Here is an 18785-nt window from a genome sequence, read left to right as displayed (position 1 = left end):
CGTTTGTTACAATAATGGGAAGGATCATTGTAAGCGAGGAGGATGCGTATGGTACAAGAATTATTAATCGAATTGGTTAAAGGAATTGGACGGTTTTTCCTTCATCCAGCAGTATATATTACGCTACTTTTCTCTATTTTAATTGGATTTTATCGTGTAAAAAGAGAAAGAAGACAATTGCGCACTAGAATTTTATGGGGTTGGACAGAAGCGAAGCGCTTTTTGTTAGATGGGTACATATGGGCAATTGTAATATCAGTGATTAGTGTTGGAGTGGGACTAGTTATCCCAACTTCTTGGTTATTCATATATAGTGCATGGATGATTATATTTATTTTATTGTTTATGTATCAGGTTGGCTCAGCAATATATGCAATCGCTTTAGGAGCAGCTACACTATATATGATGTATGTGTATGATTGGTCGTTCCATGTCTTGACATGGAGTTTAAAAGGATTCGATCTGTTGGATAAAGGAATTGTGCCAATCGCCGTTTTAGCAGGACTGTTATTAATCGCTGAAGGGGCACTTATTCAAAAATATGGGGCAAGAAATGCTTCTCCAAGATTAGTACGTACTTCTCGAGGAATTGAAGCGATGGAATATATAACGAAGCGCTTGTGGTTGCTTCCTATTTTGTTAGTTGTGCCAGGCGATGTTATTGATACATATATTCCATACTGGCCACAATTTCCTCTTGGAGAGTCTACATTTTCCCTTATTTTATTTCCATTTGTTATAGGATTTCAACAAAAAAGCAGACATACATTGCCGATTCAATTTTTCCCTCAGTATGGGAAAAAGGTTTGGCAGCTAGGAGTTATCGTAACAGTTGTGGCAGCAGTAGGTTATATACTGCCGCTAATTAGTGTATTGGCTATTGCACTTGGCTTATTAGCTAGATTGATCATCTCTTATGTAGCCTACAAAACAGAGACGTCTGGTACTTTTGCAGTGTCGCCACAGTCAAATGGTGTTATGATAGCAGGAGTTCTTTCCGATTCTCCCGCAGAGAAAATGGGTTTACTAATCGGAGAACGTATTGTGAAAGTAAATGGTCAACAAGTAACAACCGAGCAAGAATTATATGAAGCAGTTCAAATAAATGCTGCACATTGTCGCTTAGAAGTAATCGATTTCAATGGAGAGCTTCGTTTGCGCCAGCATATTTTGTTTAGACATGATCATTATCGACTAGGTTTGATCTTAGTAAGGTAGGAGAATTTATGGAAACATTATCATTATCAACGCAAGTAATCTTAGCTATTTTTGCACCTGCACTACTTGTCGTCCTTTTTACACGTATTACGTTTAATCATTATGTTGCTCTAGTATTGACAGTCGCATTATTTGCAGCTTCAGTTTATGCTGGTTATACACATAGATGGTGGATTTACCTTATAGATGCAGCTTCGCTAACACTAGGATTCTGGTATTCTACGAAAATGAAAAGCCGAGATAAAAAGAAAAAATCCGCTCATTGAGGCGGATTTTTCATTGTAAACAGGGTATCAGTTTTCAGTTGTTAAATAATCGCAATTAACAAGTCTAGAATCGCAAAATACAAACTCCGAATCGCAAGATCCCTCACTGGAATCGCAAGCAACTAGTCCAGAATCGCAAGATATAAACTCCAAATCGCAAAATCCACCTCAAGCCTCTTCTTTTCGTGCAAGTGCTGCTTCAAATTCTTTTCGAACATTGTGCAATAGCTCGGCATCTGTTAAAACTCGGTATCCTGTCAATGCCAGTGCTTTTGCACCTTTGATTAGTGCTTCGTTTCCGGCATCTGATTTAGCGGCTTCTCTGAATTCAATCGTGTGTCCGATTAAATCGTCAGGTCCAATTTTAATATGAGGATGTGCGGTTGGTACCACATAGCTAATATTCCCTGCATCTGTTGATCCTTTGCCTTTTCGTTTTTCTATATGCACTTTTTCCCCAACAGCCTCTAGTTCTGTGTAAAGAACTTCGTCTAAAACGGAGTTTAAAACGAAATCTTGCACTTCATTTTGGAACCGTTCAATTTTCACAGAAGCACCTGTCGCTAATGCGGCTCCATTTGCAATAGCTCTTACTTTATCAGCTACTTCCTCTGTTTTTTTCCATGTCTCGGCACGAATATAAAATCGTGCGGATGCATAATCCGGAATAATATTTGGTGCGTCACCTCCGTGGGTGATGATGCCGTGTATTCGTACATCGGAGGGCAATTGCTGGCGCAGTGCATTAATTCCGTTAAATAATTGAATAACTGCATCTAGTGCATTAACACCTTTTTCGGGTGATCCAGAAGCATGAGCAGCAGTCCCATAAAAATGAAAATCTAATGGGTCTACTGCCAGTGTTTCACTAGTTAAGGATGTTTTTCCGCTTGGATGAATCATTAAAGCAACATCGACATCTTTCAAAAAGCCATGTTTGACAAAACTACCTTTTGCACTTCCATTAGGACCCCCTTCTTCTGCAGGGGTTCCAAGAACTACAACTCGACCACCAGTTTCCGCAAGTGTCTCTGATAAAGCGATTGCTGCTGCGACACTGGTGGTGCCGATAATATTATGACCGCAAGCATGGCCGAGACCTGGCAATGCATCGTATTCAGCTAAATAAGCTATAGTCGGACCCTCTTTATCACTTTCCTTCACTGCATAAAAAGATGTCTCATGACCTGCAACAGCAGACGTTACTTGAAAGCCTGCTTTTTCTAAAATGGCGATATGTTTGGCACTCGCATAAAATTCGTTGTTGCCAATTTCGGGATTGGCATGGATGTCTTGACTTGTTTGAATATACAACTCTTTATTATCCTCGATAGATTTCGTTATTAAGTCCTTATTTTCTACTACAATACTCATTGTTTATTTCCTCCTTTATTTTAATAAATCTTCAAATGTTTGATCTAATTGTTCTTGCGTTAAAACAACTAGGGAAGAGCCACCTTTTGTATCTTCTGTTACTGCTTTTTTTATGTCATCCTCATGATATAGTTCTACAATTCGTTTAAAAGTAGCATTATCTTTATCTTTTGCACGGGCAGCGATTAAGTTTACATAAGGATAAATCGATTCGTTATCTCCCTCTTCTTTAAAGATAGGATCTTCACCAGGAGAAAATCCTGCTTGACCTGCAACTCCGTTATTAATAATAGCTGCGGTAACGTCTGGTAGGACGCGAGGAGTTTGTTGAGCTACCATCGGGATAATATCCAAATTTAACGGATTTTCTGCAATTTTAGAAGGGTCTCCAAATAGTCCGAAGTCATCTGTTAGTTTTATTAAGTTTCCTGCTTCTAATAAGCGTAGTGCGCGTGCTTGGTTAGAAGGATCATCAGGAATGGCTATTTTATCTCCAGCTTTAATGTCTGCAATATCTTTAATTTTTTCTGAATATATTCCAAGTGGAGCAAACATTGTGGAACCAATTGGTATAAGATCATTGCCACTTTCTTTTACATATTGCGATAAAAACGATAGATGCTGGAATGCATTCAAATCGATGTCTCCTTGTGCAAGAGCGTTATTCGGTAAAGTGTAATCAGCAAACTCGACTAGCTCTATTTCTATCCCTTCTTTTGCTGCCTTTTTCTTCAAAATCGGCCATTGTGCTCCATCAGAGCCGTTTACACCAATCTTAACTTTTACTGTATCTTTACTGTCATTACTAGATGCAGATGAACTGCCACAAGCTGCTAAAACTAAAGCAGTACAAACTGCTAATACTAATAAATAAAGTTTTTTCATAAATAAAATCTCTCCTTTTATATAATTGAATTATCTTCTCATAAATTTTCTAGATAAGGTGTTGCCTAACCACTGGGCGAGTTGTACAAGTATAATTAGTATAATAACTGTGACGAGCATGACACTTCCGTCAAAACGTTGATATCCATAAGTCATCGCGACATGCCCCAATCCACCACCGCCAACAGTGCCTGCAATTGCAGAGAAATCAATCAAACTGACTGTAATAAATGTAAGTCCCAAAATGAGTGGCCCCAATGCCTCTGGTATTAAAACGGTGATAATGATTCGAAGGGGGCTGGCACCCATTGCTTGAGCAGCCTCTATTACTCCAGAATCGATGCTTACTAAGTTATTTTCAACAACACGCGCGATAGAAAAGCTAGCAACGATCGTCATTGGAAAAATTGCTGCAGCCGTACCGATAGTTGTGCCAATAACTAATCTAGTCAACTGTGAGATAGCTACTAAGAAAATGATGAATGGAATAGGTCGAATAATATTAATCAAAATGTTTAATAGCTGAAAAATAAACTTGTTTTCTAAAATATTCTTTTCTCTAGTAACAAAAAGTAATAGACCAATAGCTATTCCGAGAATAGAGCCTAGAACAAGTGTGCAAATAACCATGATGATTGTTTCACCAGTCGATTCCAGGATTCGTGGCCAAAATGTACTCCAATCAACTTTCATAATGGGTAACCTCCTCAATATCCACAATTCCCGCTAGTTCCTTCAAAGTTAATATAATCGCTTCTTCATTTCCTTCAAAAGAAATAAGTAAGTTTCCGAATAATCTTTCTTGGAGTTCACGGATAGAGCCATATACGATATTGAAGTGGACTTGATGTTTTTGAGTAACTTGGGAAAGCACCGCATCATTCGCTATGTCTCCTTTGAAAATCACTCGATATAATTTTTTGCCACCTCGTGTGCGCCATTCTTCTAATACATGGTCAGACGGTAAATCTTTCTGCACAGATTGGATAAACCGCTGAGTTGTCAAATGCTGAGGGTTAGTAAACACATCAAACACATTTCCTGATTCGATAACTTTGCCGTCTTCCATTACCGCAACTTTGTGGCAAATAGATTGGATTACATGCATTTCATGTGTAATAAGTAAAATAGTAATTCCTAAATCTTTGTTTACTTTCTTCAATAATCGTAAAATCTCAGCTGTCGTTTCTGGATCAAGAGCAGAAGTCGCTTCATCACATATAAGAATGTCGGGGGATGTAGCTAGTGCTCTTGCGATACCGACCCGTTGTTTTTGACCACCTGATAGTTGGTCTGGATAATCCTTTGCTTTATCGGAAAGGCCCACAAAGCGTAATAGATTATCTACTCGTAAACTAATTTCTTGTTTCGATAAACCAGCAAGTTTCAATGGATATGCAATATTACCTGCAACGGTACGAGAGGTAAATAAATTAAAGTTTTGAAAGATCATCCCTATGTTGCGACGTCTCGTACGTAGATCTTTAGGGGATAATGCATTTACATCGATATGTTGAATATGCACTGACCCAGATGAGGGACGTTCGAGCATATTCACAAGTCTAAGTAGAGTACTTTTCCCAGCACCACTAAAGCCGATAATCCCAAATATTTCTCCTTCGTTAATCGTTAGGGAAACATTTTGAACTGCATGCACCTCCCGTTTGCCAAGACGAAATGTCTTGGAAACATTTTTAAATTCAATCATGTCATAACCTCCTGAATCTTCGTTGATTCATTACGAACAATGGTTGACAACATCTATCTTTCCAAAAAAGAACGAAAAAGAGCTTTCTCGATCTTATCTACAAGTGGATAAGAAAAAGAAAGCTCTTCGACTATACGAAAAACCATCTCGTTCTCATCTTCCAAGCAAAATCGCTTGCAGGAATTGGCACAGTATTCAAAAATGAACCTGTTGCCGAAACGTCATAGGGCCTGTCCCTCGGTTTCTCTGGATAAGAAAGTGATGTGCTATGTAATTGTTGTAAGAATTGATTTCAACTTTAAACATTAAAGACCAAGTCGTCAAGTAGTATTTTAAAGTAAAATTATTCAGATATTTCAGAATAATAGACTATATACTGCTAAAACACCGATTGTACCTAAAACAACGACCATCACATTAGAAAAAAGAAATGCTAATGCAAACGCTACAATCGCGCCGATGAATCCAAATAATAAATGACCTTCCTGCACATACAAAATAGCAGGGAATATTAATGCTCCTAACACAGCGTAGGGAATATTACGCAAAACACCAGAAACGACTGGTGGCAATTCTTTTCCTTCTAAAAAAGTTAGTGGGACAGCTCTTGGAATATACGTAACGATTGCCATTCCGAGTATTGTCCACCAATACCATGACCCCATTTGCTTAAGCTCCTTTCAGCTGCCCGGCAATACGCTTCCGTTTTTCATGTCTAGCATAAATAATTTCTACAAAAATAGAGGACGCTAATGTAGCGACTAAAATAGACCATCCTGTTGACAAAATCTGTGTCCAATAAAAGAAGCCATTAATAGCTGCAGCGATTAATGCAAGCATGACTACTTTTCTGCTTCCGCGCATAGAGGGAACAAGAAGGCCTACGAACATGGCATATAGTGCAATAGACATGGCTGCTTGTAAAAAGTGCGGGAGGTTGGCGCCGATGACATGACCTATTGCAGTAAATATTACCCAACTGCTATAGGCAATGATTGCAACTCCAAATGCAAAAGATTTAGGAATTTTTTCGTCTTTTTGAGTTGCCAGAACAGAGAAAGATTCATCCGTTATTCCAAAAGCATAGACTCCTTTAATCCATCTTTTCTCACTATGCATCTTTTCATTCAGTGCCGCCGTCATTAAGAAGTGACGTATATTGACGACAAATGTGTTTAAAACGATTAAAATAGGATCAACCCCTTTTGAAATAAGGGTTAAAGACATGTATTGAGATGCTCCTGCATAAACGAAGATACTCATTGCAGTTGCTTCCCAAATGGATAGGCCGGACGTTTTGGCAAGTAAACCAAATGTTAATGCGACTGGAAAATAACCGATTGCAATACTTAAACCAGCTTTTATCCCTTGTATAAATGATTTATTATTCAAACTAAAATGTCACCACCTATAAAATCATAATGAACAAATTATACTATAACTGAATAGTTTTATGAATACGAAAAATGGGAATAGTATAAAGTGAAACTTCTACCAGTGGGGGAGATCTTCATCACCTCTCAATGATGGTTAGTTGAACCAATCGGGATCTACAGGCTGTTTCATCTTTACCTATTTTTTCGCGTTTATTTCACCAAAATTGACGTGAGGTTATTACAGTCTGTTAAACTGGGGTAAATATACATATTATGGAGGAGAGCAATATGCCTGATTGGTTTTCGATGGAAACTTTATCAAATTTAACGCATGATTATCGTGCGCTTGGACCAATAATCGGTATCCTTCTGCCTTTTTTAGAGGCTTTTTTACCTTTTTTACCGTTAATTGTGTTTATCGTGGCAAACGTAAATGCGTATGGACTTTTATTTGGATTTCTCCTTTCATGGGCCGGCTCGGTAATAGGGGCATATACAGTCTTTTTAGTTATTCGTAAATATGGACGAGCTCGCGTACTTGGGTTTATTACGAGACATGAAAAGATACAAAAATTAATATTATGGGTAGAGAGGAATGGATTCGGTCCACTTTTTTTACTCATTTGTTTTCCATTTACTCCTTCTGCACTTGTAAATATAGTTGCCGGTTTGTCCAATATGAAAAAGAACACATATTTATGGACGGTGACACTTGGAAAGCTTATTATGATTTTCATCGTCAGTTTCATTGGCTCGGATATTAAAGCTTTAATTACACAGCCTGTACGCACCGCAATTGTTGCATTAATTATCGTTATTCTTTGGTTTTTAGGTAAACGAATAGAAAAACGAATCGACAAAAAAGTGGAAGCGGATTTGCGCACCTTTCGTGTAGAAAGAAAGAGTAAAAAAGGAGAAAAATTTGGGTAAATTAAAAAAAGAATTAATCGAGTGGCTTTGTGCTTTAGTGATTGGAGTCCTCGTCGTTATTTTTGTCCGATCTTTTGTAGCAACAAACTATGAAGTAATCGGCAAGTCGATGATGCCGACGCTTCATGATCAAGATAAAGTCGTTATTAGTAAATTAGCGACCATAAGAAGAATGGATATTGTTATTTTTCATAGTGATAAAAAAGAAGATTATGTGAAACGCGTCATTGGATTGCCAGGAGACACGATTTCCTATGAAAACGATGAGTTGTTTATTAACAATGAGAAAGTGGAAGAGCCATTTTTGACATCTTATCCCGCCTATGAAAATCTAGAGGAAAATTTTACGGAGGATTTTGAGTTGCAGGAGCTGACAGGCAGTAAAACAGTACCTCCGAATAAGTTATTTGTTTTAGGAGACAATCGCATGTCCAGTTTAGATAGCCGTTATTTTCAATTTATCGATAAAAAAGATGTTATTGGGGAAGTGAAACTAATTTATTGGCCAATTTCCCACGCTACAGTGAATTTTCGTTCCGAATAATTTCCTTCTCTATTGGATGTTTTGTACAATAGAAAGAGGAGATTATTCGGAATTTTTTTGTACTGCTCCAACGCTATTCTTTAGAAAGGAGTTTGGTTAATATGTCATTACGAATTGTCAGTGGACGTTCTGGGACTGGAAAAACAATATTTATGCAACAAGAAATAGTACATTCATTACAACGGGCTCCTTTAGGAGATCCATTGTTTTATATAGTACCTGACCAGATGTCCTTTTCTAGCGAGTATGATTTAGCGGCTAGAACCGGACTTCAAGGATTAATACGTGCACAGGTGACAACATTTAAACGCTTAGCTTGGCGTATCCTACAAGAAACAGGTGGAATTGCAAAAGAAGAGATAAGTGGGTTTGGCTACCGCATGCTAATTCGTAGTTTGTTGGAGGATAATAAAGATGAATTTAAATTATTTAATAGAGCCGCAACAAAACGAGGGTTTACCGATCAAATAGAAGTACTGATGAAAGAATTTAGTCGTTATTGTTTGGATCACGCAACGATGATAAACGCTTTAAACCAATTAGAAACCGTACAAGCACCTAAGACATTGCTTGATAAATCGTCTGATCTAATGCTTATGCTTGATTTAATGGAGCAAAAATTAGGAGCAAGCTATATCGATGGGGAAGGGTATTTAACTTTACTAGCGATGAAAATAAAGGATTCCTCCTTGCTTGCAAAAACGGAAATATACATCGATGGATTTACTTCATTTACTCCAAGAGAGCTAGAGATCATCCAAGAATTGATGAAACAAGTAAAACGCATTACGATTGCTCTGCCAATGGAGTCACTAGCAGATGCTCAAGACGAGCAGTCCTTGTTTTATCAACCCGCCAATACATGTGCGAGATTACTAGAAATAGCACAGGCAGAAAATGTAGAAATAGAAAAAACAGTCCATCAAATAAAACAAAAGCGATTTGTGTCTAAAGAACTTGCGCATATTGAAGCAAACTTCGATCAATTGCATCCAACAGGGATGAAAACAGAAGGCAATCTGCGAATTACCGAAGCGACAAATCGACGTGCAGAAATACATGCAGCGGCAAGAAGAATACGAGAATTGATACAACAAAAAGAGGTACGATATAAAGAAATAGCTATTTTACATCGGGACGCGGAAGCGTATGAAGGATTAATAGAAACGATATTCGCGCAATATGATATTCCTGTATTTATCAGCCAGAAAAAGTCGATGTTGCATCATCCTCTCATTGAGCTAAGCAGGACAGTAATAGAGATAATACGAACTGGATGGAAGTATGAACCAATGTTCCGTGCTATTAAAACGGATTTGTTTTTTCCATTGGATGCTCCGAAAAGCAAGTGGAGAGAACGAATCGATCGTTTAGAAAACTTCGTGCTAGCATTCGGCATTTATGGAGACAGATGGTTTGACGAACGACGATGGATTTACAAGAGATACCGGGGGTTAGAGTTTTATTCGAAAGTGCAAACGGATGAAGAGCTAAGTATCCAGGAGGATCTACATGCTGCCCGTGATCTGGTTGTACAGCCGTTAAAAGTATTTTCGGAGCAATTAGAACGAAGTAGTACAGGACTAGAAATTGCCTCTGCTTTATTTGCATTGATGGAATCGCTACAAGTTTACGACAAACTTCAAAGTCTAAAGCAAAGGGAAGAAGAGGATGGTCAATTACTTCTTGCAACTGAGCATGAACAAGCTTGGAACGAGTGGGTGAACGTGCTCGATCAATTTGTATTAATGTTTGGGGAAAAAGAAATGACTGCAGAGGAAGCGGCGAAAATTTTAGATGAGGGATATGACCAACTTGAATTTTCGAGAATTCCTCCAACTATCGATCAAGTAATTGTGGCAAATGTGGATATTGCCCGTTTGACGAATTTAAAAGCTATGTTTGTCGTCGGAGTGAATGATGGGGCATTTCCAAAAAGAATGGATCATGAAGGCTTGCTGTCAGACACAGAGCGAGATTGGTTTACTCAAATTGGTTTTGAGTTAGCACCAACATCGAAAATGCGCTTGCTGGATGAAAACTACTTAACTTATAAGGCGTTCGTCACTGCCTCTCATTATTTAGATGTTTCCTATCCAATTGCCGATAGTGAAGGGAAAGCATTGCTTCCATCGATGTATATAAAGAAATTGCAACAATTGGTTACCGAAGTTCCAGTAGCACAGGCTGTGATGGATCCAACGGACAGTATGAATGAGGAACTTGAATTGGAATCAGTGAGTCATCCTCGAACTACTTTACCTTATCTTGTGATGCAATTGCGAAAATCACTAGAGACAGGGAGCTTATCAGAGGTTTGGCAATCGGTGTATCAGTATTATATGGATGATCCTTATTGGTCCAAGCTTTTAGATAGGATTGTAAAACCATTAATCGAAGGAAACAAAACAGAAAGACTTTCTTCGGAAATAACTTCTGCGTTATACGGCGAAACAATGATTTCCAGCGTTTCTCGAGTAGAGAGATATTATAGCTGTCCATTTGCGCATTATGCCGCATACGGGTTGAAGTTGGAAGAACGCGCAGAATATCGTCTAGAGGCTCCCGCGATGGGAGATCTATTTCACGCGGCACTTAAATGGATTGCGGATGAAACGGCGAGACTTGGCTTGACGTGGGGTCAGCTATCTAAAGAGCAATGCACTCAGCTAGCAAAACAAGCAGTCGACCAAATCGTCCCTGTATTTGTGCACCAATTATTATTAAGTACGAATAGATACCGGTATATTCAACGTAAATTGGAACAAATTGTTGCATCAACGCTTTTTGCACTAAGTAAGCATTCACAAGTATCAAGTTTTGTTCCAATAGCGATAGAAGCTGGATTTGGTCCAGGGGAAGAACTGCCTGCTTTAGAAATTCCTTTAAAGCATCAGCGTAAAATGCAATTACGTGGACGGATTGACAGAGTGGATGCTTCCAATGTGAATGGCAATATGTTTGTTCGCATTGTCGATTATAAATCTTCACGAAAAGGAATTGATTTGAACGAGGTGTACTATGGTCTATCTCTTCAAATGCTAACTTATTTAGATGTGGCGATAGAAAATGCGCCAATTTGGCTGAAAGAAGATGCCGAGCCAGCGGGAGTATTGTATGTACATCTGCATAACCCGTTCATCAAAACGCAAAAAGAAATGGCAGATGCCCAACTACAGGAAGAGATTTATAAATCATATAAGATGAATGGATTATTACTGGATGATCCAGAAGTGATTATGGAAATGGACGAACAAATCGAAGGTTTTTCTAAAATTATTCCCGTCCGTATGAATAAAGATGGAAACCTATCGAAATCGTCTTCCAAAGTAGTTGAGCCTGAACAGATGAAACTTCTTCAATCATTTGTTCGCAAAAAACATGAACAAGCTGGAAATGGGATGAATGCTGGAGATACCCGCGTCTATCCGTATCGTTTAAAGGACAAAATGCCTTGTACTTATTGTGCATATCGGAGTGTCTGTCAATTTGACCCGCAAGATCCAGCCCAGCCAGTTCGTAATTTAAAAATAGAACAACCCGAAATAGTAACTGAAAAAATACGTAAGGAGATGAGTACAGATGAACATTCCTAATATGCCAGCGGAACTAACATGGACGCCTGCCCAGTGGAAAGCAATATGGGCAACTGGTTCAGATGTCCTTGTATCCGCAGCAGCAGGTTCCGGGAAAACTGCTGTCCTCATCGACCGGCTCATTCAAAAAGTAATTGCAAAGGAAAATCCGATTAATGTTGATGAATTATTAGTCGTTACATTCACGAACGCTTCTGCTGCCGAAATGCGACACAGAATGGGAGAAGCACTAGAAAAGGCAATTGCCCTTGATCCTTCGTCGGCTCATTTAAAAAAGCAGCTAAGTCTTTTAAACAAAGCTCAAATTTCTACTCTACATTCTTTTTGCCTAAATATTGTTCGCCAATATTCGTATATGCTGACGATCGATCCTGGATTCCGCATAGCCAATGAAACAGAGGCGGCACTTATACGAGATGATATTTTAGCGGAAGTGTTGGAGGAAGCATACAAGACCGAAAATCCGGAAGCGATGTACCGTTTGTCTGATAGCTTCACTTCTGATCGAGATGACCAATCGATCGAAACGATGATAGAGAAATTATATACGTATGCCCGTGTACATCCAGAACCGAAAAAGTGGTTGCTTGCGATACCAGAAGCCTATGCACTAGACGAAGATAAGACAATTGATGGGCTCTCTTTCATCGAACCTTTAAAGCTTGCAATTATTCATCATTTAGAAGAAGCAATAGCTGTAACGGAAGAAATTCGAAAGCTCGCGAATATTCCGAATGGCCCTGCTCCTCTTGCAGAAACGGCTATAGTAGACCAACAAATGATTCAAGAAGCAATACGTTTAATGAAAATGGGTACTTGGCAAGACGTCTTCGAGTATTTCCAAGGAATTACTTGGAACAAGGCTGCATCTATCAAAAAAGATACTTGTGATGAAGTATTGAAAAAACAAGCGGTAGATAAACGAAATAGAGTAAAGAAAATCGTAAACGAGCTAAAAGAAAGCTATTTTACAAGAACACCCGAACGTTTATTAGAAGAAATGAGAATGATGGCACCTCTTCTGCGTACATTAGTCGAATTGGCGGTTACGTATGGAGAACGATATGCAGCTTCCAAAAATGAGAAAGGATTAGTCGATTTTTCTGATTTGGAGCACTATGCATTGGAGATTTTAACGGAACAAGGAGAAGATGGACAGCTTGTTCCTTCGGATATTGCCAAAGAATATAAAGCACGTTTCAAAGAAGTGCTTACTGATGAATATCAAGATGTAAATTTACTGCAAGAAACGATTTTACAATTAGTGAAAAGCGGAGATGAACGAACAGGTAATATGTTCATGGTTGGTGATGTGAAGCAGTCTATTTATCGATTTCGCTTAGCAGAACCAATGCTCTTTTTAGGAAAGTATCTTGCGTTTAACGATATTTCTACGGATGCCGGTGTAAAAATAGATTTGAATGCAAACTTCCGAAGCCGTAAAGAAGTGCTGCATGCAACAAATTATATCTTCCAACAAATAATGGGGGAAAAAGTCGGCGAAATAAATTACGACGAGGACGCTTCATTAAAACCGCAAGCACCGTACGATGAAATCGAAGCACCGGTAGAGTTGGCCCTTTTATATGAAGTAGAAGATGGAAGCGTGGAAACTGCAGTTGACGATATAGATGAGGTAGTAAGTGCCGAGGAAGAGTTAAAAAAATCACAAGCCGAAGCCCGCTACTTTATTTTTAAAATTAAAGAAATGATCGACTCCGGTAAAACGGTGTATGATCCATGGAAAAAAGTAAGTCGTCCCGTTCAGTACAGCGATATCGTGATCCTGATGCGTTCAATGACATGGTCGCAGGAAGTAACAGATCAATTTAAAGAAGCAGGCATTCCCTTATATGCAGAGCTATCGAAAGGTTATTTCGAAGCAATTGAAGTGCTTATTATGTTGCATACGCTTCGCACCATTGACAATCCATATCAAGATATATCACTCGCAGCGGTCCTACGTGCTCCTTTTGTCGGACTTACCGAATCCGAACTAGCCCTTATTCGCCTTTCAGCACCAAAAGAGCCTTTTTATGAGGCGTTAAAATTATTCGTATCAAGCGGTGGTGCCGGAATTTCTACAGAAACTAGTGAGAAGCTACAACGTTTTTTATTGCAGTTTGAGGATTGGCGTAATTTGAGTAGAAGAGGCTCCCTAGCAGATTTGATATGGCGCATTTACTTAGATACACATTATTACGAAATGGTCGGATCTATGCCGAATGGGATGCAAAAACAAGCGAATTTACGCGTGCTACATGACCGTGCTATTGATTATGAAAAGACCTCTTTTAGAGGACTGTTCCGCTTTTTGCGTTTCATAGACCGCATGCGTAAACGTGGCGATGATTTAGGGACGGCACGTGCGATGAGTGAGAAGGAAAATGTCGTGCGTCTTATGACAATCCACTCTTCGAAAGGTTTGGAATTCCCTGTCGTGTTTCTAGCCGGAATGGGTAGACCATTTAACCAGATGGATTTTAATGAACCATATTTATTTGACCAAACATTTGGTCTTGCAGTGAAAGCAATTGATCCTGAAAAACGCATATCATTCACTTCATTACCTTTTTTATCGATGAAAGAAAAGAAACAAATGGAGTTAAAAGCAGAGGAAATGCGCGTGCTATATGTTGCTATGACAAGAGCAAAAGAATATTTGTATCTTACTGCGTCTATAAAAGATTTGGCGAAAACACTTGCAAAATGGGAGGATGCCCAAGCAACTTTGCCCGATGAAATGCTTCCCGGCTATGTCCGTGCGAAAGCAAAAGGCTACTTAGATTGGATTGGTCCTGCTTTAGCAAGACATGCGGATTTTAAACAAGTAGCTGAAGTAGTTGAAGCTAATATTGTAGAGAGCGATTCGAAGTGGCGAATCGTTACTAAATGTGTCGATGAACTGAAACTACCAAACGATGCAGAAGTGAAGGAACAAATTTCACTTGACCAACTGACTAACAGTGACCAAGCAACTTTCTTGCCACAAGTACTCGCCCGATTTGATACAGTCTATCCATTTGAACTAGCTACTCACAAACGTTCGAAACAAAGCGTAAGTGAAATAAAGAAAATACAGCAATTGTTGGAAAGAGAAGAAGACACATATTTTCAAATGGGAACGAATACGAATAATGTAGCAAAAATTGCGAAGCGACCGTTCTTTTTGCAGCAAGAAGCAAAACTAACTGGAGCAGAAGTTGGAACGGCGGTTCATGCATTTATGCAAAATGTAGATTTGACAGAAGTAAAAACAACGGAACAAGTACAAGCATTCGCGGAGCAACTGTTCAATCGTGAAATAGTAACAAAAGCGGAACAAAAGGCGATTAATCCTGAAAAAATAATGCGGTTTTTCCATTCTGATATTGCGGAAAGATTGCGTAGCTCTAAAGAGGTTATGCGTGAATTTCCGTTTACTTATGCTCTAGAAGACAAAGAGGGAGACAAGCAAATCATTCAAGGGATCGTCGACTGCTTGTTTTTGGAAGAGGATGGACGTTGGGTATTGCTAGATTATAAAACGGACCATGTTCAATATTTAGTAAACGACGAATTTTTATTGCAACAAGAAATGAAAAATCGATATAATCTTCAATTATCGCTGTACGCACAAGCAATAGAGACCATTTTACACATAGAGATTAAAGAGAAGATACTTTATTTATTTGATGTAGATAAAACTATCCTAATTTAAAAATGGTTCCAAAATAGATTATAGGGGGAAAAAAGATTGCTGATTCAACCAACAGGGGAGAAAGAACGAGTTATTTCAATTGACGTCATGAGGGGCTTTGCGCTTCTAGGTATTTTTGTCGTCAATATGCTGTTTTTTCACAGCCCTTATATTTATGTTAATCCATACACTTGGTACCATATTCCAGGTGATTATGAAACGTATAAATGGATCGACATTTTCGTGCAGGGAAGTGTTTATCCTTTATTCTCCATGCTTTTTGGCTATGGGCTTGCGATGCAATTTATGAAATCAGAAGAGAAAGGAACCTCTTTTTCGAGATTGGCGGTTCGTAGATTATCGGTATTGCTGCTGATTGGATGTGTACATGCATTCCTAATTTGGTCAGGCGACATATTGATCACATATGCTATTGCAGGCTTTGTTTTATTGTTAATGATGCGCTTAAGGCCTTTTTGGTTGCTATTAATTAGTGCCCTATTATATTTGATACCGAATGGATTTTTAAATGGATTATTGTTTATAGTTGGAAAGTTCGATCCAGATAGTCTTATTTTATATACAGGTATTCAAGAAATCGAAGCTTCCGTTTTAGCATATTCACAAGGTTCTTGGGGTGATATTTTTTGGCAACGGTTAGATGACTGGTGGTATATGAGTGCTAATGGCGCAATGTTTCTGATGCTACTATTTACAATTGTTCCTTTTCTCTTATTGGGCGCAGCGGCAGCCAAATTAAAACTAATCGAGCGGGCTAAGAAATTGAAAGTTTATTGGATTATTACGATTATAATAGCTCTGACTGCGGGAACAGCTATAAAATGGATACCGTATCTTCAAGAAGCAAATATATTTACAATGACTGTACAGGATACATTCGGGGGTCCATTACAAGCAATTGCTTATGCAGGTATTATTGCACTTGTTTGCACCATACCGTTTATGCAAAAACTTTTATCGCCGGTTGCAAAAGCAGGACGTATGTCGATGACCCTCTATTTAATGCAGTCTGTTATTGCAACGACTATTTTTTATTCCTACGGATTTGGTTTGTATGGAAAAATTGATATCGGCGCGGGAACCTGGCTAGCTGTCGGTATATACGTATTGCAAGTAGTTTTTGCCGAACTTTGGTTTATGAAATTTAAGCAAGGACCAGTAGAAGCGTTGTGGAGAAGACTGACTTATCGAAATAATTAGTCGAAAATGAATGAAAACAGATGAAAAGGAAATCGTTTTGTAATAGACTAGGTATAAGTTCAAAATTATTTGAAGGGGTGTCAAGACGATGAAACTATTATCATATCAATTAAATGATAAAATTTACTTTGGACCAAAAGTGAAAAAGGAAGAGGCAGTATGGGATGTATTAAGCATACAAGAGACGCTCCAAGTGTTACCTAGTTTTCCAGCTACTATTGTAGAAGGCATTAGTTTAGGTATGGATTTTATCGAACAAATCCGCAAACTAGTGGAAGCTGCCTCTAAAGATGAGCATGCCAATAGTTTCAAAAGACAATTTACTGAAATAGAGTGGTTATCGCCAATACCACGTACACCCAAAAATATAATGGCGATTGGAAAAAACTATGCCGATCATGCAAAAGAAATGGGTGGGATAGCAAATACATTTGTCGTCTTTACAAAATCACCGACATCTATTGCGGCGGACGAACAAACTCTTTCCATTCATGTAGATAAAACTGATGCTTATGACTATGAAGGAGAACTAGCAATTGTTATCGGTAAAAAAGGGAAGGATATCCCTTCAAAACTGGCTTATGACTATGTGTTTGGCTACACAATCGCCAACGATTTAACTGCAAGAGACTTACAGACAAAACACCAACAATTTTTCCTAGGAAAAAGTTTAGAAGGTTCATGCCCGTTAGGCCCTTATGTTGTGACAAAAGATGAATTGCCAAATCCGCAAGAGCTTTCTGTCGTAACGAAAGTAAACGATGAGATTCGTCAAAATGGTCAAACCTCTGACATGGTTTATTCTGTTGAACAAATTATCGCGGAAATTTCCAAAACGGTTACTTTAGAACCTGGAGATGTCATATTAACTGGCACACCTGCAGGAGTAGGAAAAGGATTTAATCCGCCGAAGTTCTTAAAATCAGGCGATATTGTGAAAATTTCTATCGAAGGAATTGGCACCTTAGTGAACAAATTCGAGTAAATCATTTCATTTGATGGTAAGATATATAAGTAAACTTCATTTAGCTTGGGAAAACTAGCTAAATGAAGTTTAAGCCTCCGGCGGATGCCACAGATTTTTAAGTGAATTTATCAAGCAAGCTCGATAAAAATCTGGACGCTAATACGCCAAGGCGAATTTGATTAAATTGTCGAGGTGAAATAAATGGATTTTTTAGCATCAACACATTTACACATTACAACTTGGGTAATTGCTTTAATCTTGTTCTTTGTAGCATTGGCAATTAAGAATCCAAAAGTAGTGCATATGATTTTACGCGTATTTTATATTTTGATCATTTTAACTGGTATTGCGTTATTTATGAAAGGCATGGACTACGGTCAAGGAATGCTGTACGGATTAAAGTTTTTAGCAGGTATTCTTGTCATCGGTATGATGGAAATGACGTTAGTGAAAAAGACAAAAGGAAAACCATTTACTACATTTTTAGTATTGTTCTTCGTTTTCTTATTGATCGCACTTTTCCTAGGTTTCAAATTACCAATGGGCATTAATTTCTTAGCGTAGGAATAATAAGAAAGGGAGCTTTTACTTAGGTGAAGGCTCCTTTTCATATAGTTGAAAAGGGAGAACGGTAATGGGAGTATCTTTACTAATTTTTGTTGTTTTACTGATGATTTTGTTTGTTGTCGCTTCTTTTGTTATTTTTCGTCTGCAGCGGAATTCAGCGAAGCCATTAGACGAAGAGAATTTTCACAATCAGATACTGCACAATGTAAAGCCACCGAAATAGGTGGCTTTTGTTGAAAAATAAGAAAGTATCTTTTTGTTTCATAAATTTAAAGTTTCTACCTTCCACGGGGTGGGTAGGACACTCTTTTTGTATGTCACAGTTTGGACGAATTATAAGCTATTTTTAGCGCTTTCTTGCCTAAACGATGGCGGTTAATAGATAGCTTTGATAAAATAACAAGGATATGTTTTATAAATTATCTAGGATTAGCTTTTTCTAGATAGAGGAGGA

16 protein-coding genes and 1 riboswitch are annotated in these 18785 nt (G+C 38.3%); of the genes, 10 read left to right on the top strand and 6 right to left on the bottom strand.

Annotated elements, in window-relative coordinates; genetic code table 11:
• Positions 1-48: 48 nt before the first annotated feature.
• The gene (locus FS486_RS01730) at positions 49-1218 is read left to right on the top strand and encodes a PDZ domain-containing protein (RefSeq protein WP_144509528.1); all 1170 of its coding nucleotides are present in this window, start codon (positions 49-51) and stop codon (positions 1216-1218) included.
• A gap of 8 nt (positions 1219-1226) precedes the next feature.
• Positions 1227-1484, top strand: coding sequence for a CsbA family protein (locus FS486_RS01725; RefSeq protein WP_144509527.1), 258 nt, complete (start codon positions 1227-1229; stop codon positions 1482-1484).
• Positions 1485-1652: 168 nt separating this feature from the next.
• Here the strand turns inward: FS486_RS01725 and FS486_RS01720 are convergent, their stop codons facing one another.
• From FS486_RS01720 to FS486_RS01695, 6 genes are all read right to left on the bottom strand, one after another.
• The gene (locus tag FS486_RS01720; protein WP_144509526.1) at positions 1653-2858 is read right to left on the bottom strand and encodes a M20 family metallopeptidase; all 1206 of its coding nucleotides are present in this window, start codon (positions 2856-2858) and stop codon (positions 1653-1655) included.
• Between the two features lie 15 nt (positions 2859-2873).
• Positions 2874-3743 carry a MetQ/NlpA family ABC transporter substrate-binding protein gene (locus FS486_RS01715; RefSeq protein ID WP_144509525.1) on the bottom strand — a complete coding sequence of 290 codons (870 nt, stop codon included), beginning with the start codon at positions 3741-3743 and terminating at the stop codon, positions 2874-2876.
• A gap of 30 nt (positions 3744-3773) precedes the next feature.
• Positions 3774-4436, bottom strand: coding sequence for a methionine ABC transporter permease (locus FS486_RS01710; RefSeq protein ID WP_144509524.1), 663 nt, complete (start codon positions 4434-4436; stop codon positions 3774-3776).
• Positions 4426-5451: a methionine ABC transporter ATP-binding protein gene (locus tag FS486_RS01705; RefSeq protein WP_144509523.1), complete on the bottom strand. Its 1026-nt coding sequence runs from the start codon at positions 5449-5451 to the stop codon at positions 4426-4428. Before FS486_RS01705 ends, FS486_RS01710 begins: the two co-directional genes overlap by 11 nt.
• A gap of 150 nt (positions 5452-5601) precedes the next feature.
• Positions 5602-5708, bottom strand: a riboswitch (SAM riboswitch).
• Between the two features lie 99 nt (positions 5709-5807).
• Positions 5808-6116, bottom strand: a complete 309-nt coding sequence (locus FS486_RS01700) for an AzlD domain-containing protein (protein ID WP_144509522.1) — start codon at positions 6114-6116, stop codon at positions 5808-5810.
• 4 nt (positions 6117-6120) lie between these two features.
• Positions 6121-6843 carry an AzlC family ABC transporter permease gene (locus FS486_RS01695; protein ID WP_144509521.1) on the bottom strand — a complete coding sequence of 241 codons (723 nt, stop codon included), beginning with the start codon at positions 6841-6843 and terminating at the stop codon, positions 6121-6123.
• 272 nt (positions 6844-7115) lie between these two features.
• Between FS486_RS01695 and FS486_RS01690 the strand changes: the two genes are divergently transcribed.
• The 8 genes from FS486_RS01690 to FS486_RS19910 all read left to right on the top strand — a co-directional run bounded on the left by FS486_RS01690 (position 7116) and on the right by FS486_RS19910 (position 18554).
• Positions 7116-7757 (top strand): TVP38/TMEM64 family protein, encoded by a 642-nt coding sequence (locus tag FS486_RS01690; protein WP_144509520.1) that lies wholly within the window; start codon positions 7116-7118, stop codon positions 7755-7757.
• On the top strand, positions 7750-8301 hold the full coding sequence (gene lepB / locus FS486_RS01685) for a signal peptidase I (protein ID WP_144509519.1): 552 nt from the start codon (positions 7750-7752) through the stop codon (positions 8299-8301). Before FS486_RS01690 ends, lepB begins: the two co-directional genes overlap by 8 nt.
• A gap of 101 nt (positions 8302-8402) precedes the next feature.
• On the top strand, positions 8403-11897 hold the full coding sequence (addB, locus tag FS486_RS01680) for a helicase-exonuclease AddAB subunit AddB (protein ID WP_144509518.1): 3495 nt from the start codon (positions 8403-8405) through the stop codon (positions 11895-11897).
• A complete protein-coding gene (addA, locus tag FS486_RS01675; RefSeq protein WP_144509517.1) occupies positions 11884-15597 on the top strand; it encodes a helicase-exonuclease AddAB subunit AddA in 3714 nt (1237 codons plus the stop codon). The genes addB and addA overlap by 14 nt, the downstream gene beginning before the upstream one ends.
• 36 nt (positions 15598-15633) lie before the next feature.
• Positions 15634-16797, top strand: a complete 1164-nt coding sequence (locus FS486_RS01670) for a DUF418 domain-containing protein (RefSeq protein WP_144509516.1) — start codon at positions 15634-15636, stop codon at positions 16795-16797.
• 88 nt (positions 16798-16885) lie between these two features.
• Entirely contained in the window at positions 16886-17782 is an 897-nt protein-coding gene (locus tag FS486_RS01665) for a fumarylacetoacetate hydrolase family protein (protein ID WP_144509515.1), read from the top strand.
• 183 nt (positions 17783-17965) lie between these two features.
• The gene (locus FS486_RS01660; RefSeq protein WP_144509514.1) at positions 17966-18328 is read left to right on the top strand and encodes a YisL family protein; all 363 of its coding nucleotides are present in this window, start codon (positions 17966-17968) and stop codon (positions 18326-18328) included.
• A 70-nt stretch (positions 18329-18398) separates the two neighbouring features.
• On the top strand, positions 18399-18554 hold the full coding sequence (locus FS486_RS19910) for a hypothetical protein (RefSeq protein WP_186321289.1): 156 nt from the start codon (positions 18399-18401) through the stop codon (positions 18552-18554).
• The last annotated feature ends 231 nt before the right edge of the window (positions 18555-18785 follow it).

It is taken from the genome of Bacillus sp. FJAT-22090 (assembly GCF_007676755.1).
Lineage (GTDB): Bacteria > Bacillota > Bacilli > Bacillales_A > Planococcaceae > Psychrobacillus.
This window is presented reverse-complemented; position numbering and strand designations above follow the sequence as displayed.